Annotated in this window: 16 protein-coding genes; 7 read left to right on the plus strand and 9 right to left on the minus strand. The window is 73.3% G+C overall.

Features of this window, described 5'->3' with window-relative positions; all coding sequences use genetic code 11:
- Positions 1–74: 74 nt before the first annotated feature.
- The 3 genes from recC to recD are packed head-to-tail and all read left to right on the plus strand — an operon-like array spanning position 75 to position 8400.
- Positions 75–3416, plus strand: coding sequence for an exodeoxyribonuclease V subunit gamma (gene recC, locus ACXJKA_RS03190; protein ID WP_456823725.1), 3342 nt, complete (start codon positions 75–77; stop codon positions 3414–3416).
- Positions 3413–6706, plus strand: a complete 3294-nt coding sequence (locus ACXJKA_RS03195; RefSeq protein WP_456823726.1) for a UvrD-helicase domain-containing protein — start codon at positions 3413–3415, stop codon at positions 6704–6706. The genes recC and ACXJKA_RS03195 overlap by 4 nt, the downstream gene beginning before the upstream one ends.
- Complete coding sequence (recD, locus tag ACXJKA_RS03200) at positions 6703–8400, plus strand: exodeoxyribonuclease V subunit alpha (protein ID WP_456823727.1); 1698 nt, start codon at positions 6703–6705, stop codon at positions 8398–8400. The genes ACXJKA_RS03195 and recD overlap by 4 nt, the downstream gene beginning before the upstream one ends.
- A 1-nt stretch (position 8401) precedes the next feature.
- Here the strand turns inward: recD and ACXJKA_RS03205 are convergent, their stop codons facing one another.
- Together ACXJKA_RS03205 and ACXJKA_RS03210 are read right to left on the minus strand one after the other, a co-directional pair.
- The gene (locus tag ACXJKA_RS03205; protein WP_456823728.1) at positions 8402–9409 is read right to left on the minus strand and encodes a hypothetical protein; all 1008 of its coding nucleotides are present in this window, start codon (positions 9407–9409) and stop codon (positions 8402–8404) included.
- Between the two features lie 242 nt (positions 9410–9651).
- Positions 9652–10302 (minus strand): DNA alkylation repair protein, encoded by a 651-nt coding sequence (locus ACXJKA_RS03210; RefSeq protein WP_456823729.1) that lies wholly within the window; start codon positions 10300–10302, stop codon positions 9652–9654.
- Positions 10303–10406: 104 nt separating this feature from the next.
- Here ACXJKA_RS03210 and ACXJKA_RS03215 point away from each other — a divergent pair, with 104 nt between their 5' ends.
- Positions 10407–11612 carry a low temperature requirement protein A gene (locus ACXJKA_RS03215; RefSeq protein ID WP_456823730.1) on the plus strand — a complete coding sequence of 402 codons (1206 nt, stop codon included), beginning with the start codon at positions 10407–10409 and terminating at the stop codon, positions 11610–11612.
- A 16-nt stretch (positions 11613–11628) separates the two neighbouring features.
- Here the strand turns inward: ACXJKA_RS03215 and ACXJKA_RS03220 are convergent, their stop codons facing one another.
- From ACXJKA_RS03220 to ACXJKA_RS03245, 6 genes are all read right to left on the minus strand, one after another.
- Positions 11629–12000 carry a hypothetical protein gene (locus tag ACXJKA_RS03220; RefSeq protein WP_456823731.1) on the minus strand — a complete coding sequence of 124 codons (372 nt, stop codon included), beginning with the start codon at positions 11998–12000 and terminating at the stop codon, positions 11629–11631.
- Between the two features lie 55 nt (positions 12001–12055).
- Entirely contained in the window at positions 12056–13198 is a 1143-nt protein-coding gene (locus ACXJKA_RS03225) for an FAD-dependent oxidoreductase (protein ID WP_456823732.1), read from the minus strand.
- 205 nt (positions 13199–13403) lie between these two features.
- Positions 13404–14798 (minus strand): GH1 family beta-glucosidase, encoded by a 1395-nt coding sequence (locus tag ACXJKA_RS03230; protein WP_456823733.1) that lies wholly within the window; start codon positions 14796–14798, stop codon positions 13404–13406.
- Between the two features lie 20 nt (positions 14799–14818).
- Positions 14819–16075: an MFS transporter gene (locus tag ACXJKA_RS03235; RefSeq protein WP_456823734.1), complete on the minus strand. Its 1257-nt coding sequence runs from the start codon at positions 16073–16075 to the stop codon at positions 14819–14821.
- A 107-nt stretch (positions 16076–16182) separates the two neighbouring features.
- Positions 16183–17652 carry an amino acid permease gene (locus ACXJKA_RS03240; protein ID WP_456823735.1) on the minus strand — a complete coding sequence of 490 codons (1470 nt, stop codon included), beginning with the start codon at positions 17650–17652 and terminating at the stop codon, positions 16183–16185.
- Between the two features lie 95 nt (positions 17653–17747).
- On the minus strand, positions 17748–18212 hold the full coding sequence (locus ACXJKA_RS03245) for a hypothetical protein (RefSeq protein ID WP_456823736.1): 465 nt from the start codon (positions 18210–18212) through the stop codon (positions 17748–17750).
- A 158-nt stretch (positions 18213–18370) separates the two neighbouring features.
- Here ACXJKA_RS03245 and ACXJKA_RS03250 point away from each other — a divergent pair, with 158 nt between their 5' ends.
- The 3 genes from ACXJKA_RS03250 to ACXJKA_RS03260 all read left to right on the plus strand — a co-directional run bounded on the left by ACXJKA_RS03250 (position 18371) and on the right by ACXJKA_RS03260 (position 21836).
- The gene (locus ACXJKA_RS03250) at positions 18371–20071 is read left to right on the plus strand and encodes a phospholipase D family protein (protein WP_456823737.1); all 1701 of its coding nucleotides are present in this window, start codon (positions 18371–18373) and stop codon (positions 20069–20071) included.
- A gap of 85 nt (positions 20072–20156) precedes the next feature.
- Positions 20157–20621, plus strand: a complete 465-nt coding sequence (locus tag ACXJKA_RS03255) for a phage tail protein (protein WP_456823738.1) — start codon at positions 20157–20159, stop codon at positions 20619–20621.
- A 123-nt stretch (positions 20622–20744) separates the two neighbouring features.
- Entirely contained in the window at positions 20745–21836 is a 1092-nt protein-coding gene (locus ACXJKA_RS03260) for a ScyD/ScyE family protein (protein ID WP_456823739.1), read from the plus strand.
- Positions 21837–21882: 46 nt separating this feature from the next.
- On the opposite strand, the gene ACXJKA_RS03265 is transcribed toward ACXJKA_RS03260, so the two are convergent.
- Positions 21883–23712 (minus strand): family 43 glycosylhydrolase, encoded by a 1830-nt coding sequence (locus tag ACXJKA_RS03265; RefSeq protein WP_456823740.1) that lies wholly within the window; start codon positions 23710–23712, stop codon positions 21883–21885.
- Between the last annotated feature and the right edge of the window lie 8 nt (positions 23713–23720).

Consider the following 23720-nt stretch of genomic DNA (forward strand, 5'->3'; position numbering starts at 1 on the left):
TGCTCCGGTACCGGGTTGCGAGGCCGTCCACACCCGCGCCGTCGGTCGGCTCGCGCCGTGGCTAGAGTGCCCGTGTGAGCTCGGAGGCTTCGACGACGACGGGCTCCGGCCTGCGTGTGCACGTCGCTGAGCGCACGGACGTCCTCGTCGCCGCCCTCGCGGACGTGCTCGCCAGCACCCCTGCCGACCCGTTCACGCCGGACATCGTCTCGGTGCCGACACGGGGCGTCGAGCGGTGGGTCGCCCAGCGGCTGTCTCACCGGCTCGGCGTCGGCACCGCGCCGGACGGCATCTGCGCGAACGTCCTGTTCCCCTCGCCGCGTCGCCTCGTCGGCGACGTCCTCGCCGGCACGCTCGGCCTCGAGGGCGACGACGACCCCTGGAGCCGGGACCGGCTCGCGTGGCACGTGCTGGCGACGATCGACGCGCACCTGGGCGCGGACTGGCTCCGGACGGTGAGCCGCTATCTGGGCGCGGACGAGTCCGACGACGTGCGGCGCAGCCGCCGGTTCCGGCTGGCGCAGCGGGTGGCCCGGCTGTTCGGCACCTACGACGCGCAGCGGCCAGCGATGCTGCGAGCCTGGGCGGAGGGTCGCGACGAGGACGGCGGCGGAGCCCCGCTGGCGGACGACCTGCGCTGGCAGCCACAGCTGTGGCGCACGGTGCGGGAGTCCGTCGGCGTGCCGGCTCCCGCGGAGCGCCTCGGCGAAGCGGTGGCTCAGCTGGTCGCCGACCCGGCGTCGGTGGACCTGCCCGGCCGCCTGTCGCTCTTCGGAGCAACCGCGCTGCCCGACGCACACCTGCGGGTGCTCGACGCTCTGGCGGCGCACCGCGAGGTGCACCTGTGGCTGCCGCAGCCGTCGACGGTGCTCTGGGATCGCCTGCAGGTCACGCGAGGCACCCGACGCAGGAGTCAGGCACCGACCCCCGCGACGCACCCGATGCTCGCGTCGATGGCGAACGATGCCACGGAGCTCGCCACGCGGGTCATGCAGCTCGCGCCCGAGGTGACCGTCCTCGCGTCCGCGCCGCGCCCGCCGACGGCGCTCGGCGCCCTCCAGGCCCGGATCGCCGCCGACCGTGCGGACGGCCCGCGGCACGGCGCCGAGCCGGCCGACAGGTCCGTCCAGGTCCACGCCTGCCACGGCCGCTCGCGCCAGGTCGAGGTGCTCCGCGAGGTCGTCGTCGGCCTGCTCGCCGACGACGACACCCTCGAGCCGCGCGACGTCATCGTCATGTGCCCGGACGTCGAGGTGTTCGCACCGCTGGTCGAGGCCGCGTTCGGTCCGGCGGCGGGCGTCGACGACGGCGCCCCGGAGCACCCCGGCCGCACGCTGCGTGTCCGCATCGCCGACCGTGCGCCACGGAGCGCCAACCCGGTGCTCGCGGTGGTCGCGACCCTGCTGGAGCTGGCCGACTCGCGCGTCGGGGCGTCGGCCGTGGTCGACCTCGCCGGCCAGGCGCCCGTGCGCAGGAGGTTCGGGTTCGACGACGAGGAGCTCGACCGCGTGCGCGCGTGGGCGCTCGAGTCGGGGGTGCGCTGGGGCGAGGACGCGTCGCGGCGCGAGCGCTACCAGCTCGGGGGCCTCGCGCAGGGTACCTGGGCGACCGCGCTGGACCGGCTGCTGCTCGGGGTCGCGATGGCCGAGGAGGACCAGCGGTTCGTCGGCACCGTCCTACCCGTCGACGACGTCGGCTCGACCGACGTCGACCTGGTCGGCCGGCTGGCGGAGTTCGTCGACCGCCTGACCGCGACGCTCAGCGAGCTCGACGGAGCGCGGCCCGCGACGGACTGGTTCACCACGCTCGACCGCGCCATCCGCCTGCTCACCGACGTCGCGCCCGCCGACCGTTGGCAGCAGGCCGAGGCCGCCCGGGCGATCGACACCGTGCGGACCGCCAGCACCACGCTCCGGCTCGCGGACGTCGTCGCGCTGCTCGAGCCGCACCTCGCCGGCCGCCCGACGCGGTCGGGCTTCCGCACCGGCGCGCTGACCGTGTGCTCGCTCGCGCCCATGCGAGCCGTGCCGCACCGGGTGGTCGCGCTGCTCGGGATGGACGACGCCGCGTTCCCCCGCGGGTCCGGGCGCGACGGCGACGACATCCTGGCGCGCGACCCGCTCATCGGCGAGCGCGACGCCCGGCAGGAGGACCGGCAGCTGTTCCTCGACGCGGTGACCAGCGCCCAGCAGCACCTCGTCGTCGTGTACTCGGGTGCCGACGAGCGCACGGGGGCGACCCGGCCGCCCGCGGTGCCGGTCGGCGAGCTGCTCGACGCCCTCGACGCGGCGGTCGCCTACCCCGAAGGCGCGACCGCGCGGGACCGGGTCGTGCACCACCCGCTGCAGACCGTCGACGAGCGCAACTTCGTGCCGGGGCGGCTCGGGCGGCCGGAGCCGTTCAGCTTCGACGTGCTCGACCTGGCCGCGGCGCTGACGAAGAGGAGGAGCAGGCCGCCGGTGTCCACCCAGAGGCTGGCGCCGCCCGAGAGCGACGTGCTCGACCTCGAGGACCTGGCGTCGACGCTCGAGCACCCCGTCCGCGCGTTCGTCCGCCGACGGCTCGGCGCGACCCTGCCCGGCGACGAGCCGCAGCTCGAGGACCGCCTCCCCCTGGAGCTGGACGGCCTCGAGCGGTGGGCGATCGGCGACCGCCTCCTGCAGGCGTCGCTCGACGGCGTCGACCTCGCCGACGCCGCCGCGGCCGAGCGCCGCCGGGGCCACATGCCGCCCGCCACGCTCGGCAGCGCGACCCTGCAGGCCATCCAGACGCAGGTCGAGCCGCTGCTCGCCGCCTCGCACCGGTACCTGGCAGAGCCGGCCGCGAGCATCGACGTCACGATCCCGCTGGACGACGGACGCACGCTCACGGGCACGGTCAACGGTGTGCACGGCGACGTCCTGGTCCGCACGGTGTTCTCGCGGCTGGGCGCCAAGCACCGCCTGCGCGCCTGGGTCCAGCTGCTGGCGCTCGCCACCGCGTCCCCCGAACGCGAGTTCACGGCCGTGACGATCGGCCGCGGCCAGGTCAGCTCGTCGCGCGTCGCCCGGCTCACCGCGCCCGCGCACCCGCGAGCGGCCCTGCACCGCCTGGTCGCCATCCACGACGAGGCGATGTGCGGCCCGCTCCCCCTCCCGCTGGCCACGAGCCTCGCCTACGCGCACCCGCGCACCGGCGGTGGCGACGAGGCCGACGCGCTGGCCAGCGCCCGCAAGGAGCTCGGCACCGCGGAGGACGCGACCAACGGCCGCGGCGGCTTCGAGGCCGTCGACGACTACCACCTGCTCGCGTTCGGCGACCCGGTCACGTTCGACCGGCTGCTCGTCGAGAAGGCCACGGGCGCTGAGAGCACCCGGTTCGGCGCGCTGTCCATGGCGCTCTGGAACGACCTCATCGCGCACGAGGAGGTCGGATGACCGTGCCGTTCGACGTGTGCGGCCCGCTGCCCGAGGGCACGGTGGTGCTCGAGGCGAGTGCCGGCACGGGCAAGACCACGACGATCGCGTCGCTGGCCGTCCGGTACGTCGCCGAGGGCGTCGCGACGCTCCCCGAGCTCATGCTCGTGACGTTCGGCCGGTTGGCCACCTCCGAGCTGCGCGAGCGCGTCCGCGAGCGCCTGGTCGTCGTCGAGCGCGCGCTCCGGAACGACGCCGTCGATCCGACCGATCGGGTGATCGCGCTGCTCGCGGGCACGGACCGCGCCGCACGGGCCCAGCGTCTGACGGAAGCGCTGGCCGAGTTCGACGCGGCGACCATCACCACCACGCACGGCTTCTGCCAGCAGATGCTCACGTCGCTGGGCACGCTCGGGGACGTCGAGCCCGACGCGCGGCTGGTCCCGGACATCGCCTCGCTCGAGGCCGAGGTGGTCGACGACCTGTACCTGCGCAAGTACGCGTCGACCGCGAAGCCGACGTTGACGGTGAAGGACGCCCGCACGATCGCGCACGAGGCGATCAGCGACGCGGCCGCGACGTTGGAACCTGCGGACGGCAACGACGCCAGGGCGCGTGACTCCTTCGGCCTCGCGACCGCCGCCCGCCGCGAGCTCGTGCGACGCAAGCGCGCGCTGCGCGTGCTCGACTACGACGACCTGCTCATCCTGCTGCGCGACGCGCTCACGGACCCGTCCACCGGACCGGCCGCCGCGGAACGCGTCCGCTCCCGGTACCGCATCGTCATGGTCGACGAGTTCCAGGACACCGACCCGGTCCAGTGGGACATCTTGCGGACCGCGTTCCACGGGCACCGGACCCTCGTGCTCATCGGCGACCCGAAGCAGGCGATCTACCGGTTCCGCGGCGCCGACGTCGCCACCTACCTGCGTGCCCGCGCGGTCGCGACGACGCAGACCCTGCACCGCAACTGGCGCGCCGACCCGGCGGTGCTCGACGGCCTCGCCCCGATCCTGTCCGGGACCGCTCTGGGCGATGCTCGCATCGTCGTCCACCCCATCGAGCCCGCCCGGACGGGCCGGCGGCTGCGCGGAGGTCCCGCGGTCCGGCTGCGGCAGGTGACGCGGCCGGCGCTGGGCATCTCCGGCGACGCTCCGCCGCCCGTCGGCAAGGTCCGCGAGCTCATCTACGCCGACGTCGCCGCCCAGGTGCTGCGCACGCTCGCGGAGGAGCAGATCGACGACGACGGCTGGCGGGCCGTCGAGCCCGGCGACGTCGCCGTGCTCACGCGCGTCAACCGGGACGCCGTCGCCGTCCAGCGCGCGCTCGCGTCGGCCGGCATCCCGGCCGTCATCTCGATGCTGTCCAGCGTCTTCGCGACGCCGTCCGCCCGCGACTGGCTCGTCCTGCTCTCGGCGCTCGCGCGGCCCGGGGTCGGCGGGTTCGTGTCGGCGGCCGCGCTCACTCCGTTCATCGGCTGGACCACGTCCGAGCTGGCGGAGGCCTCCGACGAGCGCCGCGACCAGCTCTCGGACCTGCTGCGCACGTGGTCGCGCGTGCTCGACGACCACGGCGTGGCCTCCCTGCTCGAGGCGACCGCCGCCGCCGGCCTGCGCGAGCGGCTGGTCCGCCTGCCCGACGGCGAGCGCCGGCTCACCGACGTCCGGCACGTCGGCGAGGCGCTTCATGCCGCCGCGACCGACGACGGGCTCGGTGCGGCCGCGCTGCTCGAGTGGCTGCGCGCCCGCGTCGACGAGGCCGGCCAGGACTACGCCGAGGAGCGCAGCCGCCGCCTCGAKACAGACACGGCAGCCGTGCAGGTCATCACCGTGCACKCGAGCAAGGGGCTGCAGTTCCCCGTCGTGCTCGTGCCGTTCCTCTGGGACAAGTTCACGCCGACCACCCCCGCGACCGTGGGATACGACCGCGCCGACGTCCGCCTGCTGCACGTGGGCGGCAAGGGCAGCCCGGGGTACGACGAAGCGCGCGCGGCCGGCGCCGCCGCCGACGACGGCGAAGGGCTGCGGCTCGCGTACGTCGCCCTCACGCGCGCCACCAGCCAGGTCGTCGCGTGGTGGGCACCGTCGGCGAACTCGCCCCGCGGCGCCCTCACCCGGCTCCTGCTCAGCGCGCGCGACGCCGACGGCCACCCGGCCGACCTGGTGAAGACGACGTCCGACGCCCGGACGACGGACGCGCTGCGGGCGCTGACGTCCGACGCGCTCGAGCTCGAGCTGGTGACGTCGGCGGCCGCGGTCGCCCCGTGGGCTCCGCCGACGACCCCGGCCGTGGAGCTGCGCGTCGCGAGGCTCGGCCGACGACCGGACGTCGCGTGGCGCCGCACCTCGTACTCGGCGCTGACGGCGACGGCCCACGAGACCGGCCGGGTCGGGTCCGAGCCCGAGTCGCCGGGCGTGCAGGACGAGCCGGAGGTCGTCGGCGGCACCACCGACAGCGACCACACCGCCACGCGCGACGTGCCCTCCCCCATGGCCGACCTCCCGTCGGGCACGACCTTCGGCACGTTCGCGCACCGGGTGCTGGAGCTCGTCGACACCAGCGCGCCGGACCTGGCCGCCGAGCTCACCGCACGCTGCTCGGAGGCGGGCACGGGCGCGCTGCTCGCCACCGACCCCCCCGTGATGGCATCGGCCCTGCTCCCGGCGCTCCACACCCCGCTCGGTCCCCTGGCCGGCGACCTGACCCTGGCCGCGATCGGCCCGCGGGACCGCCTCGCCGAGCTGGAGTTCGAGCTGCCGCTGGCCGGCGGCGACGCCGGTCCGCGTCGCGGCGCGAACACGATCCGCGACGTCGCCGGCCTGCTGCGCACCCACCTGCCCGCCGACGACCCGTTCGCCCAGTACGCCGACCGCCTCGACGACGAGTCGCTGGCCGCCGCCCGCCTGCGCGGCTACCTCACCGGCTCCATCGACGCCGTGCTGCGGGTCCCCGCGGACGTGCCGGGCGGCCACCGCTATCTCGTCGCCGACTACAAGACCAACCGCCTCGGCACGTTCGACGAGCCCCTGACGCTCTGGCACTACCGCCCGGCCTCGACGCTCGCGGCGATGATGGACGCCCACTACCCGCTGCAGCTCCTGCTCTACTCCGCAGCCCTGCACCGCTACCTGCGCTGGCGCCTGCCGGCCTACGACCCGGCCGAGCACCTCGGCGGCGGCCTGTACCTGTTCCTGCGCGGGATGGCCGGCCCGAAGACCCCCACCGAGGCCGGGGTCCCGTTCGGCGTCGTGTCGTGGCGACCCCCGGCCACGCTCGTCGTCGCCCTCTCCGACCTGCTGGCGGGCTCATGACCGTCGCCGACGACCCGTACGCCGCGAGCGTCCCGTGGCGCGTGGCCGGGCTGCTCGCCGGGTGGAACGAGACCCTCACGGCGGCCGACGTGCACGTCGCCCAGCGTCTCGGCGCGATCGGCGGCGAGGACGACGAACGCGTCCTGCTCGCCGCCGCACTGGCCGTGGAGGCGCTGCGCAGCGGCTCGGTGTGCGTGGCGCTCGACGACCTTCCCGATGCGCCCATCGGCTGGCACGAGGCGATCCGCCGCAGCCCGCTCGTCGCGGACGGCCCGGAGGGCGCCGCCGACCGCCCGCTGCGCTGGGTCGACGGCCGCGTCTACCTCGACCGCTACTGGCGCGACGAGCAGGTCGTCCGGGCGGCGATGCACGAGCGCCTCGCCCGACCGGCCGTCGCCGACGCCGTCGCTCTCGACGCGGCCATCGACCGCCTCTACCCGTCACCCGCCGACGACGCGCAGCGGGAGGCGCTCCGCACCGCCGCGACCTCGCACCTCACGGTCCTCACGGGCGGCCCCGGCACGGGCAAGACGACGACGGTCGCGCGCCTGGTCGCCGCCCTGCAGGCCGCCGCGGGCCCCGGCCTCCGCGTCGCCCTGGCGGCCCCCACCGGCAAGGCCGCGGCCCGCCTGCAGGAGTCGGTCAACGCGGAGGTCGCCCAGCTCGGCGCAGACGACGCCGTCGGCCCCCTGCGGGCGACGACCGTCCACCGCCTGCTCGGCTGGCGCCCCGGCACGACCACCCGCTTCCGGCACGACCGTCTGCGGCGGCTCCCGCACGACGTCGTCGTGATCGACGAGTCCTCGATGGTGTCTCTGTCGCTGATGGCCCGCCTGGTCGAGGCGCTGCGCCCGACGGCCCGACTCGTGCTCGTCGGCGACCCGGACCAGCTGGCCAGCGTCGAGGCCGGCGCGGTGCTCGGCGACCTCGTCGCGGCCCTCCCCCGCGGCGTCGTCCGGCTCACCCACGCGCACCGCTACGGCCCGGCTCTCGCCGCGCTGGCCGAGTCGATCCGGCTCGGCGACGCCGACACCACGCTCGCGCTGCTGCGCTCCGGCGACGAGCACCGCTCGCTCGTCGAGCCGGCCGCCGACAGGCTCTCGGCGCAGGACGTCTCCGGCCTGCGGGAGGACGTCGAGACCAGCGGGCACGCCCTCGTCGAGGCGGCCCGCTCGGGAGACGCCGGCGCGGCACTCCGGGCGCTCGCCACCCACCGGCTCCTGCTCGCCCACCGCGAGGGCCCGTTCGGCGTCGCCCACTGGGCCGCGACGGCGGAGGCATGGATCGGCGCCGACCAGGGTCAGTGGCCGCTCGGCCGCCCGCTGCTGGTCACCGAGAACGACCGCGCCAGCGGCCTCTACAACGGTGACACCGGCGTGGTGGTCTCCGACGGGCTCGGCGGCGTCGTGGTCGCGTTCGGCGAGCCCGACGACCCGCGCCTGGTCCGCCCCTACCGCCTGCCCGCCGTCCAGCCGGTGCACGCGATGACGGTCCACCGCGGTCAGGGCAGCCAGTTCGCGCGCGTGACGCTCCTGCTCCCGCCGGTCGACTCCCCGCTGCTCAGCCGCGAGCTGCTCTACACGGCCGTCACGCGTGCCCGCGAGCACGTGCGGGTCATCGGTACCGAGGCCGCCATCCGCGCGGCGGTCGACCGACCCGTCCGCCGAGCGAGCGGCCTGCGCGAGCCGCGCTGACCTACGTCGCGTCCTTCGTCGCCAGCAGGTCCCCCGCGCTCTTGTCGGCGAACGCCGTGAGCGCCTGCTGGGCGGAGCCGAACAGGACCGCAAGCGCGAGCAGCTGGGGCACACCGTCCGCCTTCGTGGCCGCGACGAGACCCCCGGCCACGAACATCACCCCGACGACCGAGAGCAGCGGACCGATCGCCAGCTTCAGGAGCCCCTGCTGGATCGGCAGCCGGTACGGCAGCCCACCCGAGCGTGCGCGGATCGTCGTCGGGATCGCCGTGATGAACGCCCCGAGCGAGCCCGCGAGCATGACGAAGGCAAGGAGCATCCACGGCGTGCCGGTGAAGTCCGCCGGTGCCGGGACCAACCAGATGGCCGGCACGCGCCACTGCACGACGAGCAGTGCCGCGGTGGACGCCATGGTCAGGATCGTGATCCCGAGCATCCCGTTGCGCAGGCGGCGTGCGGCCTCGTGGAACTCGTTGGACGCCTCGTGCGACCTCTCGAGCAGGTCACGCACCCCGCTTCGGAACTCCCCGAGGTCCTTGGGAGCCACGCGCGACCATCGCACCGCCTGGCCGATCGACTGGTCGTCCTTCGGCAGGTACCGCTTCGCGTCCGCGACCATCCCGTCGATGCTGCCCTTGAGGTCCTTGCCCGACCGGTACATGACGAGGGCTCGCTCCACCCCGTGCAGGGTCTGCCAGACGGCCTCGATCCGGGCGCCCGTCGCCCACTCACGCAGCCCCTGCGCGTGCCTGCGGCTCTCCTGGTTGCCACGTCCGATCAGCATCCGGTCGACGTCGAGGAGATCGCTGCGGAGCATGTCGACGACCGCCTCCGGGATGTCGCCCTTGAGCTCCTCGATCTGCCGCAGCAGCTCGCGACGGCGCGCCTCCGGCTGTGCCTGCCACGAGGCGAGTCCCATGAACGTGGGCGGCGGCGCGGCCGGCGCACCCCTGGCTTGCCCCGGGCCCGACGCTGTCCTCAGGTCGGGCGGGTAGGTCTGCCGGTCCACCGAGGTGTGCGTGACCGAGAGCCCGTTCCTGGCGTGATCCCGGGTATCCGTCGCATTCGACATCGTGAAGTCCCCCACGTCCCGCGTGCCTGCCGCGTGCTCCTGATGAGGTCAAGACCCGCGGGGCGGGCCATCGGATACATGTCCCGCCGCAGCGCAGGACACGACGGCCAGCGGGGACGTTTACTCCGCGCGGGCTCGGCGGCGTCGCGCGAGCAGCCTGCGCGAGCCGCGCTGACCCTCTACCGGTACTCGCGCAGCGCCGTCCGGCCCACGCGTCGAGCCGGGAGACTGTCGGAGTCGGCGAGCCGCTCCGCCGCCGTCAGCACGGCCGCTCGCAGGTCGGCGTTGCGTCTGCCCACCGCGCGCAACGCCATCGAGATCGACTTGCCCACCAGCGGGCGCTCGTCTCCTGCGTGCTCCTCGGCGAGGTCCAGGGCGGTCCGGAAGCTCGCGTCCGAGGCGTCGTCGTCGTGCAGCGCCAGGCTCCAGAGCAACGCGAACGACGCACGGCGCACGAACTCCGCGTCGTCGGCGGCCCACGGCGCGAGCCGGGTCCACGCACCAGGCGCTCGGTCGAAGAGCGTGAAGCACACGGTGTCGCAGATCGCCCAGCTGTCGAAGTCCGCGCACCAGGCATCCATCTGCTCGATCGTGACAGCGGACGGCTCGTCGATGAGCCCGGCCACGACCCGCGCCTCGTAGACGCCGGTCGCCCACAGCTCGGCGGCGAGGGCGTGGTCGCGTCCGACCCGACGAGCGAGGCGCTTCATGTCCGCCATCGACACCCCGAGGGCCTTCTCGACGTGGATCCCGTACCGCGGACCCAGCTGTGCCCGGGCGTCGGCGGACGCGTGCTCCTGCAGAAGGACCAGCACCTCGGACGCCTTCATGTCGGGCAGCCTTGCCTACTCCGGCACCGGAGCCAAGGCGCAGTGGCACCATGAGTGCCGTGCAGGACGACAGCCCGCGAGCGTCAGGGCATCGCCTCGCGCGGATGACCGGGCGCGACCCGGGCGCGAGCCACCGCGCCGCCTCCCCGCTGGAGCTCCTCTTCGACCTGACGTTCGTGCTCGCCTTCGGACAGGCCGCCGACGAGCTGGCCCACCTCGTCGCCGCCGGCCACGCGGGCCCCGCCGTCCTCGGCTTCGTCTTCGCCATCGGCGCCGCGTGCTGGGCCTGGGTCAACTTCTCGTGGTTCGCGTCCGCCTATGACACCGACGACTGGCTGTTCCGGGTCTTGACCCTCGTCCAGATGATCGGCGTCGTCGTCTTCGCACTCGGGCTACCGGCCATGTTCGAGTCGCTGGAGGTCGGGGGCAGCGTCGACAGCGGCGTGCTGGTGGCCGGCTACGTGATCATGCGGGTCGCCATGATCGCGCAGTGGATGCGCGTGGCGGTCCAGGATCCCTCCCGCCGCAGCACAGCCCTCGCGTACGCCGTGCTCGTGGGGATCGCGCAGCTCGCGTGGATCGCCCTGGCGGTCGCCCACCAGTCCGCGCTCGTCTTCTTCGTCTGCGCCGCACTGCTCTTCGTGCTCGAGGCCGCGAGCCCCGTGATCGCCGAGCGCCGGTCGTCGGGCACCCCGTGGAACCCTCGGCACCTCGCCGAGCGCTACGGGCTGCTCGCGATCATCGCGCTCGGCGAGGGGATTTTCGGCACGGTCGCCGCCGTCTCCGGGCTGGTGGACCAGCAGGGCTGGAGCACGGAGGCCGTGCTCGTCGTCGTGGCGGGGGTCGGGATCACGTTCGGCCTCTGGTGGACCTACTTCATCGTGCCCTCCGCGGAGATCCTCGCTCGGCACCGCGAGCGGTCGTTCGTCTGGGGCTACGGCCAGATCGTCATCCTCGGCGCCATCGCGGCGATCGGCGGCGGACTGCACGTCGCTGCCGAGGTGATCGAGGGACACGCCGCGATCGGCGTCGCCGGCGCGATCGTCGCCGTGTCCGTGCCGGCCCTGGTGTTCTCCGTGACCCTGTTCGCGCTGAACGTCTACCTGGTGCGCGAGGTCGACGCGGTCATGGCCGGCCTCGTGGCGGGGTCCGTCGCGATCCTGGTCGCCGCGATCGGGCTCGCCGTCGCGGGAGCGCCGATCGGCGTGTGCCTGGTCGTCGTCACGCTCGCGCCGGCGGTGGTCGTGGTCGGCTACGAGACCGTCGGGTACCGCCACGAGGCCGCCGCGGTCGAGCGCGCGCTGTCGTAGCCCGTCACGGATGCGATCAGCTCGTCGCGCGACCGCGGAACGCCCGGACGACCTGCGCCAACGCCATGCCCGACGCGGACACCAACGGCGCGGCGACCACCATCAGGGCGATGACGTTGGGGCGGAACCTCAACCCGTCCGGACCGCCGACGTAGGCCCCGATCGGTACCGCGTAGCCGCCGCCCCCACCGCCGTTGCCCTCGCCCCTGCCCGTCGGAGCCGGACCCCCTTCCGGCATCTCGCCCGAGCCCTCGCCCCCGCCGAAGCCGAAGCCGACGAGCGCGACGGTCACCAGCTCCTGCCCGCCCAGCGTCACCTTCTCGCCATACGCCACCTTCGTGCCCCACGACGCGACCGAGTCCGCCAGCTTCTCCACGAGAGTTGTCATGGTCTGACCGTAGCGACGGGGAGCGGCGACCGAACAGATCGATCGACCGGTCCGTTCAGGGCAGCGAACCCGACAGCACGCTGCTCCACCGGCGTACCAGGGCTGTGTGCCCGATGCCCGCCGCGCGGGCCGGGACGTGTCTCATCACGAACGCCGCCGCCCGGCCGGGCGCCTGGTTCGGCCGCTCGGCGGCGGCAACCTGCGACATCCGACGCACCCGAGGCACCCGATGGTTCTCATAGCGTCGAACCGCGCGGACGACGTCCTCGTCCCCGCGCAAGGCCTCGCGCAAGGTCCACGCGTCGTCCAGCGCCTGGTTGGCGCCCTGGCCCGCCGTCGGAGGCACGGCGTGGGCGGCATCTCCCAGGAGCGTCGTCGGTCCGCGCCCCCACCAGTCCAGCACCTCGTGGGTGCGGTGCTCGAAGTGGTCGAGCGTCTCGATCCGCTCCAGGATGTCGCGGACGGGATGGGCGTAGCCCCCGAACATCTCGCGGAGCCACTCGGCGTCCACCGTCCGCCAGCCGTCCGGCGGGACCCGGACGTCGCACCACACCATCGTCACGTCGGGGCTCACCGGCATGATGCCGCAGAACCCCGCACGCCCGACGAAGGAGGCGCCGGAGCGGTCGGTGACGACCTCCGGGAGCGCGCCGGTGATCAGAGACTGCACCGTCATCCATCCGCTGGTGCGGGCGGGCCGCGCCGAGACGACGGACCGGCGCACCACGGACGAGGTGCCGTCTGCGCCGACGACCAGATCCGCCTCGCGGGACGTGCCGTCGGACAGGACCGCGGTTGCGGACACTTCGGTCGCCGCCACGCCGGTGACCCCGGTGTCGAGCTCCACCGCGCCGGCCGGGACGTGGGCCGCGAGCAGGCGCAGGAGGTCTCGGCGGAGGATGTTGCGGACCGGGTAGCCCGTCCTGCGCGCCATCTCGTTGAAGTCGATCGTCATCAGCCGGGTCCCGTCGTGACGATGCATCCTCATGACGCTCACGGGGGCGCCCGTGCCGGCGACATCGATGCCGAACGAAGCCAGCGCCGCGACCCCGTTCGGGAAGAGGGTGAGGGCACCGCCGGTCTCCCTGAGGCCGGCCGCCTGCTCGAGGACAGTGACCCGCACGTCGCCCGAGAGACCAGCGGCCAGAGCGAGGCCACCGATCCCGGCACCGACGACGAGGACCTCGCGAGCAGCCATCGGGACCGTCACCTCCAGCAGCGTCCTGATCCCCGGACGAGGAGCAGCCCCGTGGACCGGCCGACCCGTCTCCCTACGATGGACCGTCGCGAGCCGCCAGGACAACGGTTTCTCACCGGTGGCGCGGTGACGGCGAGGTCGCCGCCTGGCCCTGGGGCTCACCGCCCGACGACTGGTCACGCCTCGGTCGCGGGTCAACTGCAGGTCAGAGCGCCTCCGGCTGCGCCGCGATCACCTCGCGGTACCAGTGCCACGAGTCCTTGCGGGTCCGCTCGAGGGTGTCGAAGTCGACGTGCACGAGCCCGAACCGCTCGCGGTAGCCCGCCGCCCACTCGAAGTTGTCCAGCGCAGACCACACGTAGTAGCCGCGCACGTCCACGCCGGCCGCGATGGCGTCGCCGACCGCGCGCAGGTGGGCGTCGAGGTACCGGATGCGACGCTCGTCGTGCACGGCACCGTCGTCGGTCCGCACGTCGTGGAACGACGCCCCCGACTCGGTGACGATCACGGGAGGCAGGTCGGGGTACCGCTCGTGCAGGGTGCCGGGGGTGTCGGTGAGGGCCGACGGCACGATCGACCAGCCGAAGTCGGTCCGCTCGACGCCCTCGATCGGCACGGGCGCGAACGGCAGCCCCTCGGGGATGTCGACCTCGAGCACCCCCGCGTAGTCCTGCCCCGCGCGTGGCGCCTCGATCAACGTCGGCTCGTAGTAGTTGACGCCGTACACGTCGAGCGGCGCCGAGATCACCGCGAGGTCGTCCGCGAGCTGCTGCTCGGACATGCCGGTGCCCAGCAGGATCCCGCCGGCGACCTCGTCCGCCGGGTACTCCCCCCGCAGGATCGGGTCCGCGAACGTCCAGTTGGTGAGGACCGAGAAGGCCTCGGCCGCGGCGAGGTCGGCGGGGTCGTCCGTCGCCGGCAGGACAGGGAAGTGCTGGTTCACCACCCCGACGTTCTGCGCCCCCGCGGCCCGGAGGCGCTGCACGGCGAGCCCGTGACCGAGCAGCTGGTGGTGCGCGGCCGGGAGCGCACCGAGGCCCAGCCCGAGGCCCGGCGCGTGGTCGGTGAGCCCGTGCCCGTAGAGCGTGTGCACGCTCATCTCGTTGAGCGTGAACCAGTCCGCGACGCGGTCGCCGAGCCGGGAGACGACGACGTCGACGTAGTCGGCGAACGCGTCCGCGGTGCTCCGTGACATCCAGCCGCCCTCGTCCTGCAGCGGCTGCGGCAGGTCCCAGTGGAACAGCGTCGGCACCGGCCGGACGCCGCGCGCGAGCAGGGCGTCGACGAGCCGGTCGTAGAAGTCGAGACCCTTCGCGTTGACCTCCCCGGTCCCCGCGGGGACGACGCGCGGCCAGGCGATCGAGAACCGGTAGTCCTGCACCCCCAGGTCGCCGATGTCCCCGACGTCCTCGAGGTAGCGGTGGTAGTGGTCGGTCGCCACCGCCGGGGTGTCGCCGCCGGCGATGGTCCCGGGGCGGCCCGCGAAGGTGTCCCAGATGCTGGGGCCCTTGCCGTCCTCGTCGGTGGCCCCCTCGATCTGGGTCGCGGCGGTGGCGACCCCGAAGCGGAAGCCGGCGGGCAGGATCGGGTGGCTGGTCATGGATGTCCCGTCTGTGGAGGTCATCGGATGCCGCGCAACCCGGGCACGCACAGCAGCGCCGCGACGCACACCACCGCAGCCACGAGGTAGAGGCCGGTGTAGCCGCCGAGGTGGAGCACGATGGGCGCCGCGACCACCGGCGCGAGCGCCTGGGGCAGCGCGCTCGCGACGTTGCCGATCCCGAGCATCGCGCCGTGGGTCTCGCCGCTCGGCATGCCCGCGGTGAGCACCGCGAGGTCGACGCTGATGTAGAGGCCCCACCCGATCCCGACCAGGCCGGCCGCGCCCAGCACCACCGGCAGCTCGGGGACGACGGCCAGGAGCACGGAGCCCGCGGCGAGCACGACGGTCGCGGCCACGATGAACGGCACGCGACGCCCCCACCGGTCCGAGAGCGTGCCCGCGACGCCCGCGGTGGCAGCCGCGACGACCACGACGAGCAGCGTGACGACGAGCACCCAGCTGCCGGGGTCCGACTCCCCGACCTCGTCGGAGAGGTAGAAGTACAGGTAGAGCAGCACGAGGGCGTTCACGAGGTTGACGAGGAACCGGATCGTCCACGCCCAGACGAACAGCCGGGTGGGGCGCAGCCCGCGCCAGAACGCGAGGGCTGCGCGCTGCGGCGTGGGTGCGTCGCTCGTGCGCGTCGACGGTTCGCGGTGCACGAGGAGGAAGGCGACGACGAGTGCCGGGACGGCGATGGCGATCGCGTAGTAGCCGAGCCGCCCCTCGCCCGCGACGACGGCGATCGCGGTGCCGAGCACGACGCCGACGGTCTGGGCGATGCCGAACAACGCCCCGACGAGCCCGCGCTGGTCGGGCGGGACACGGTCGGCGATCGTCGCGGCGAGCGCCGCGAACGGACCGTTGAGGCCGATCTGGATGGCGACCCAGCCGCCGATCATGACCGGGAGCGTGTCGCCGGAGCCGAGGACGACCAGCCCGACGACGCCGACGGCCGTGCCGGCGACGATCGTGGGTCGGCGGCGCCCCCAGCGCGAGCGGGTGCGGTCGGAGATGCCGCCCCACAGCGGGTTCGCGATCATCGAGACGACCGCGCCGGTCGCGGTCACGATCGCCAGGATCGCCTCCTTGCCACCGAGCCCGAGGTCCTCGAGCCGGGCCGCCTGCGCGGGCAGCAGGATCTGGATCGGGCCGAACCACCCGGCCGCGACGCCCACGACCGCCAGGGAGAACGCGATGATCCAGCGCGCCCGGACCCGGACGGTGGGTGTCGTCGGGTCGTCGAGGACGGGACTCTCGGGTACCGCCGTCACGGTCGTGCAGCACGCATCGTTGCGCTCCTGGGCAGGTTCTGGCCGCGAATTGAACAACTGACCAACTCAGGCGGTGGGCGAAACCCTAGGAGCGCGACCCGGTGCCGTCAAGGAACCGGCTGCTGCTCCACCTTCGCGAGCCGCGAGCGCCGCATCGAGTACCCGAAGTACACGATGAAGCCCAGCACCAGCCACACCACGAATCGCAACCACGTCTCGACCGACAGGTTGAGCATCAGGTACAGGCAGATCGCGGCGGACAGCAACGGCAGCACCGGCATCCACGGCACCTTGAACGAGCGCGGCAGGTCGGGGCGCTTGCGCCGCAGGACCAGCACACCCAGGCTGACCAGCACGAACGCGCTCAGGGTGCCGATGTTCACCATCTCCTCCAGCACCCCGACGGGGGTCAGGCCCGCGACGAGCGCGACGACCACCGTCACGACGGCGGTGATCACGTACGGCGTGCGGAACGTCGGGTGCACCTTGGCCAGCCCGGCGGGCAGGAGGTGGTCGCGGCTCATCGCGAAGATCACGCGGCTCCCGCCGATCATGAGCGTGAGCACGACGGTCGTCAGCCCGGCGACGGCGCCCGCGGAGATGACCGTCGCCATCCAGTCCTCGCCGTGCGCGGTGAACGCGTTGGCGAGCGCGGCCTCCGGGTCGAGCTTGTCGTAGCTCACCATCCCGGTGACGACGATGGAGACGGCGCAGTACAGGATCGTGCAGATGATGAGCGATCCGATGATCCCGATGGGCAGGTCCCGCTGCGGGTGGCGGGTCTCCTCGGCGGTCGTCGCGACCACGTCGAACCCGATGAAGGCGAAGAAGACGAGTGCCGCACCAGCGACGACCCCGCCCCAGCCGAACGCGGTCGGCTCGAGCCCGGCGATCGCCTGCAGGAGCGGCTGGGTCAACCCGGTCGTCGTCTCGGTGGCCTGCGCGGGCGGGATGAACGGGCTGTAGTTCTCCGTCGAGATGAACTGGATGCCTGCCACGATGACGAACAGCACGACGAACAGCTTGAGCGCGACGAGCACGAGGTTGACGCGCAACGACTCCTTGATCCCGATGGTGATGAGCACCCCCAACACCACGACCAGCAGGATCGACGGGACGTCGACGACACCGCCGTACGCGATCTCGTCGGGGATCGCGAGGCCGAGGTTCTCGAGCAGCACCCCCAGGTACGCGCTCCAGCCCTGCGCGACGACGCTGGCGCCCAGGAACATCTCGAGGATGAGGTCCCAGCCGATGATCCACGCGAAGATCTCGCCGAGGGACGAGTAGCTGAACGTGTACGCCGATCCCGAGACCGGGACGGTCGAGGCGAACTCCGCGTAGCACATGGCCGCGAGCGCACAGCAGATGGCCGCGATGACGAACGACAGGACGATCCCCGGCCCCGCCACGTCGTGCGCCGCGCGCCCGGTGAGCGTGAAGATGCCGGCGCCGATGACCACTCCGACGCCGAACACGATCAGGTCGAGCGCGCTCAGCGAGCGTTTGAGCTTGAACTCCGGCTCCTCGGCGTCCGCCAGGGACAGCTCGACGGACTTGGTGCGCAGCACGCTCATGACCGGGTCCCCCGACGTCGCACGAGTGATCCGTCGAGTCTGGCGGAACCTGTGGGGTCGCGCGCGGTGTGCGGGACGAGCCTGCCTGTCCCCTCCTACTTGTCGTGCGGGTGCTTCGGCTTGTCGTGCGCGTGCTTCGCCGCCGACGCGGCCTTGGCGGCGTGGCGCGCGTCGTTGCGCTCGTGCGCGGCCTCCGAGATCGCCTGGCCGTCCACGCCGCCGTCGTGCGCCTGCGACGAGACCCAGGCGCCGAAGTTGTCGGCCCCGGGCCTGTCGTCGACCTCGCCCGCATCCTCGGCGTCCGACTCGTCGTCGGCAGCTTCGGGGGCATCGGCGGTCGGCTCGGCGCTGACCTCCTCCACGGGTTCCGCCGACGGTTCTGCCGTCGGTTCGGTGGTCGGCGCGACGACCACCTGGTCGCCGCCGTCGTCCGTCGCCGCGTCGGCAGCTGCCGGCACAGCGGCGGCCACGCCCAGCGCGCCGGCGGCGACGGCCATCCCGACGCCCACCTTCGCGCCGAGGCTCAGGCGCCTGAACCCGGTCCGGCGGGTGCTGCCCATGGTGACTCCTCGTCCGAGGTCGCGGGCCGCCCGGATGACGACGCAGCGAGCCGTTCGTACACGGAGATCATCGGCGCAGGCCCACCAGACGAGTAGTCCCGTCACCCGATCGCCTCGTGGCGAAAAGTCCAGAACCGTGTGCTCTGGAGATCTGGCGCGTGGCCGCGACCGGCCACGTGTGCGAGTTTGGTCCCGTGCACCGCTACGCACTCCCGGCGCTCCGGCCCAGGTCACACCGGCGTCGGACGCTGTCCGGGGTTCGCCTGCCGGCGATCGCCGGAGGGCAGACGGAGCTGGGATGGTTCCTCACCGAGGAGCAGCGCGGCAACGACGCGACGCGGATCCGGCCGTGGACCGAGGGCAACGCGGTGCGCCCGCTCGTGCACGGCTCCGCGTACTTCGCTGTTCTTGCCGACGCGCTGGCACGGGCGAGCGACGGGGACCTCGTGCTCTTCAGCGACTGGCGCGGGGATCCCGACGAGCGGCTGACGCACGACGGCGAGACCGTCGCGCAGGCGCTCTCGGCGGCCGTGCTCCGCGGCGCGCTGGTCAAGGGACTGATCTGGCGCTCGCACCTCGACGGTCTGCGGTTCTCCAACGAGGAGAACCGCAGCCTCTCCGAGAGCGTCAACGACGTCGGCGGCGAGGTGCTGCTCGACCAGCGCGTCCGCGCCGTCGGCAGCCACCACCAGAAGTTCGTGGTCATCCGGCACCCGGGCCGCCCGGCGGACGACACGGCGTTCCTCGGCGGGATCGACCTGGCGCACGCGCGGCGGGACGACGCCGACCACCACGGCGATCCCCAGGGGCAGCCCTTCGCCCACCAGTACGGGCCGCGGCCGCCGTGGCACGACGTCCAGGTCGAGATCCGCGGCCCGGCCGTCCGGGACGTCGAGGACGTCTTCCGCGAGCGGTGGGAGGACCCCGCCGCACTCTCCCGGCTGCCGTGGCAGGTCGTGCCCGACGTGCTGCACCGGGAGGACCGGGAGCCCAGCAGGCTCCCGCCGGCGGCGCCTCCCCCGCCCCAGGCCGGCACGTGCGCCGTCCAGCTCCTGCGCACCTACCCCCAGCGCCACCCCGGGTACCCGTTCGCGCCAGACGGCGAACGGAGCGCCGCCCGCGGGTACGCCAAGGCGCTGCGGCGGGCCCGGCGCCTCGTCTACGTCGAGGACCAGTACCTGTGGTCGGCCGACGTCGCGCAGGTCTTCGCCGCCGCCCTGCGCCGCGAGCCCGGGCTGCACCTCATCGCGGTCGTCCCCCGGTATCCGGACCAGGACGGCCGGCTGAGCCTGCCGCCGGTGCGGCTCGGCCACGCGCGGGCCCTGGAGATCGTGCGCGCCGCGGGTGGCGACCGCGTCCAGGTGCTCGACGTCGAGAACCGTGACGGCACTCCCGTCTACGTGCACGCGAAGGTCTGCGTGGTCGACGACGTGTGGGCCACGGTCGGCAGCGACAACCTCAACCGCCGGTCCTGGACCCACGACTCCGAGCTCACGGCGGCGGTCCTCGACCGGCGCCTGGACGGACGGGAGCCCCGCGATCCCGCGGGCCTGGGCGACGGCGCGCGAGGGTTCGCCCGCGAGCTCCGGCTCGAGCTGTGGCGCGAGCACCTCGATCGCGACTCCGACGACGGGCTGATCGACCCCGCTGACGCGGTCGAGGCCGTGCGGTCGAGCGCCGCCGCTCTGGACGCGTGGTACGCCGGCGGTCGGTCGGGCCCGCGTCCGCCCGGCCGGCTGCGAGCGCACTCGGTCGGGCACCTGCCGCCCTGGCAGCGCCTGCTCGCGACCCCCGTCTACCACGCCGTCGTCGACCCCGACGGTCGCCCGACGCGGCTGCGGATGCGCCAGCAGCACTGAGCGCGCGCCAGCACGTCAAGGTGCCTGGTCGCACCTGGCGCGGTGGATAGTCTCCCGGTGTCAGGTCCACGCTGGGAGGGTTCACGTGCCGTACGTCGTCGACTTCACCGATGTCTCCACCACCGGGCTGGAGTCCTCGCCCGTCGCGGAGGCTCTCGCCGGCCTGAGAGCCAACGAGGCCCGCTACTTCAAGAACAAGTTCGACCACGTCTTCACCGTCGACCCCGCCGCCGAGGCGGTCGAGACGGTGGACTGGGTGCACGGGATCCTCAAGGACGAGCGCGACCTGGTGATCGCGTCCCGCCCTCTCGAGGCGACGTCCTTCGTCGTCGACGGGACCCGGATGGCCTACGTCTTCTACGAGTCGGGCCTGTCCATCAACGTGATGTACGGCCTCGAGGACGGCAAGAAGCGCGCGGTCGGTTTCAAGCTGTCCGACGGCATGGAGGTTCCCGAGGAGCTCGCGTCACGCTTCAAGTTCGCGAGGCAGAAGTCGAAGCTGGCCGGCACGATCCGGGGCTCCTTCTTCGTGATCAAGGGCGAGCACTGAGGCGCCGCTGAACCACGCGCGTCACCCCCGGCAGCTCCTAGCGGGCTCGGTCGCACGCGCGTAACCTCGTTCGCGGTGTTATGGGAGATTTGTCCCGCTTGTTCGTGAAGATGGAGGAGATCAATGAGGACTCCCGCTGTCATCGTCAGCGCCGCCGCTCTCCTGGTCCTCGGGCCAGTCGCCGCCGCCAGCGCGGCCCCGCCGCCGCCCGGACCCACGACGCTCGCCGAGGGACTCGTCAGTCCGCTCCACGTGTCCGGGGGGCCAGGCAAGGACGTCACGGTCTCCCAGGAGTTCTTGGGCCAGCTCACCACCTTCGACAACTGGTCGAGCACGACGGTCTACGAGGCCCCGGGCTGGGACGTCTCGGGCAGCGACTACCGAGGGAGCACCCTCTACTTCCTCGAGAGCCAGGGAGCGGGTCCGGAGGACCCCAGGCCACTGGCCGGGTCGCTCAAGTCGATCCACGGGCGCGGGACGGTCAGCACCGTCACCGATCAGATCGGCGCCTACGAGACCGCGAACAACGCGGATGGCGGTGTGCACTACGGGCTCTCGGCCGCGGACGTCGCAGCCCACCCGGACTGCGTCGCGCAGCTCTCCAACCTCGGATTCCCCACCAGCTACACCGGTGAGGTCGACTCGCACCCCTACGCGCTGACCGTCGCCGGCAACGTCGCGTACGTCGCCGACGCGGGCATGAACGCCGTGCTCGCCGTGAATCTCACCACCGGTGCGATCCGAACGGTGGCCGTCCTGCCGCCGCGCCCGGCGGTCATCACCCAGGAGGCGGCCACAGCGTTCCCCATCGGCGCCTGCGTCGGGCTGACGTACGTCTTCGAGCCTGTCCCGACGGACGTCCAGGTGGGACCGGACGGCTGGCTGTACGTGTCGTCGCTCCCCGGTGGACCGGAGGACGCCTCCTTCGGACCTCGCGGTGCCGTGTTCCGGGTCGCCCCGGCGACCGGACAGCTGCAGGTCCACGTCGAGAACCTGGTGACCCCCACCGGCCTGGCGTTCGACGGTCGCGGCAACCTGTACATCGCGTCGTTGTTCGGGGACGGCATCTTCAAGGTCCCCGCGGGGTCGCACACCGCGAGCCTCTTCCTCGGCGCGGGCATGGCGGCCGACGTCGACGTCAACGGGTCGACGCTCTACGCGACCACGAACGCCCTCGTGGAAGACGGCGGGATGCTCATCTCCCTCAAGCTGTAGCCACGCGACACCGGCCGGCCGCCGCGGTGGCCGGCCGGTGTGCGTCCTACGGCAGGAGCAGTCGCACGGCGAGCGTGGTGCGGTCGCTCGCGAGCGACCACGTGCCGTCGTCGGTCGGCACGAGCGTCCAGGCGCTGCACTCGGCGTCCTTCCGCCCCGCCTCGACCATCCGCAGCCCACCGCTCCCGCCGTCGGTCAGGCAGGCGGGCCGGCCGTCGGCGCTGCTCACCGTGTAGGTCGCGGTCCCGACCACGGGATCGAGGTGCCAGGTCTGGCACCGCCGGTCGTCACGGGCTTGGAACGACACCGGCGTGCCGTGCGCCGGTCGCGCGGTGCAGACGTCGGCCCCGAGAGTCTCCGTCGGGCTCGTCGAGCTCGCCAGCAGCACGTCGCCGACGGGCTCGAACCGGAACTGCTGGTCGGCACCCCCGGTCGGGGTGCTGATCGCGACGTTGCTGCCCGCGACCGGAGCGCCCTGCACCGTCCAGACGCGGTTGCCGGGCAGGATGCTCGCGACCGTCGTCCACCCCTGGCCCGCCGCCGAGAAGCTCCAGCGCTGGCAGTCGTTGTTCGGGAGGAAGCCGAGCCAGCCCCACTGGGCGACGTTGCCGCCGTCGACGTTCTGGCACGCGCCGACCTCGGCGACGTTGTTGCTGAACCGGTTGAGGATCCGCGTGCCAGTGCCGCGGTCGGAGAGCTGCCACTGCTGGCAGGCGTTGTCGAGGTCGGTCCACAGCGCGATGTTCGCGCCCTCGTAGCCGCAGCCCGCGTTCTCGACGACGGCGCTCCCGCCCCGGGCGACGACCTGGACGTACGCGTCGCCGTGACCGAGGGAGCGGCTGGGGTTGATGGGCTCGCTGACCACCGGCCAGCCGTCACGTCCCCAGGTCAGGGTGCGGACGTTCAGTCGCGGGGCGCCACCGTCGGTCGCGTCGTAGTAGTGGTTGACGACGTACCCGGTCCGCCCGTTCTTCTCCATGAGCAGGTCGGCTCCGCCGGCCCCGACGAACTCGTTGTAGCCGCGCATGACCTCGGTGCCACCCTTGCCGCCGAGCAGCGGCACGCCGTCGGCGTCCAGGTAGGGGCCGGTGAGCTCCGTCGAGCGACCGACGACCGTGCGGTAGTCGCTCTCGACGCTGCGGCAGCAGTAGTCCCACGACAGGAACAGGTAGTAATAGCCGTCGTGCCACGCGATCGTCGAGTTCTCCTCCGCGTTGGGCGGGAAGACGCGCTGGGCGATCTGGACCGGCTGGGCGCCGTCGACGGCCAGTCCGGTGGCGGCGTCGACCGGCAGGAGGTGGATGCCGGAGAAGAACGAGCCGAACGAGAGCCACGTCCCGCCGTCGGCGTCCGTGACGATATTCGGGTCGATCGCGTTGAAAGTGTCCACGCCCGGCTGCGAGCGGACCACCAGCCCGCGGTCCACCCACTGGGGGTCCGCCAGCGACGGCGAGGTCAGCAGTCCGATGACCGAGTTGTTGGTACCGAACTGCGAGACCGCGTAGTACAGCCGCCACTCGGTCCCCGACCAGCTCAGGTCAGGAGCCCACGCGTCCCGGGGAGCCTGCTCGGCGGAGACGCCCAGCGCCGAGAGCACCCAGGCCGGGAGCTCGGTCATCGCCGGGGCGAGATCTTCCCAGTGGACCAGGTCGCGAGAGCGCTTGAACGGGAGGTACGTGTTGTCGAACGCGGCGTCACCCGTGATCGCGACGTAGTACCAGCCCTTCTCCTTGACCATCGTCGGGTCGTGCGCGATGGGGTCGACCGGTCGTTCGGCGGTCGCAGGTGGCGCGGCGGTCGCGGGCGATGCCGGACCGGCGAGCCCGACGAGGCTCGCGATGGCGAGCAGGGCGAGCCAGAGGGCGGTGCGCTTCATAGGAATCC

The organism is Cellulomonas sp. P5_E12, assembly GCF_054049315.1.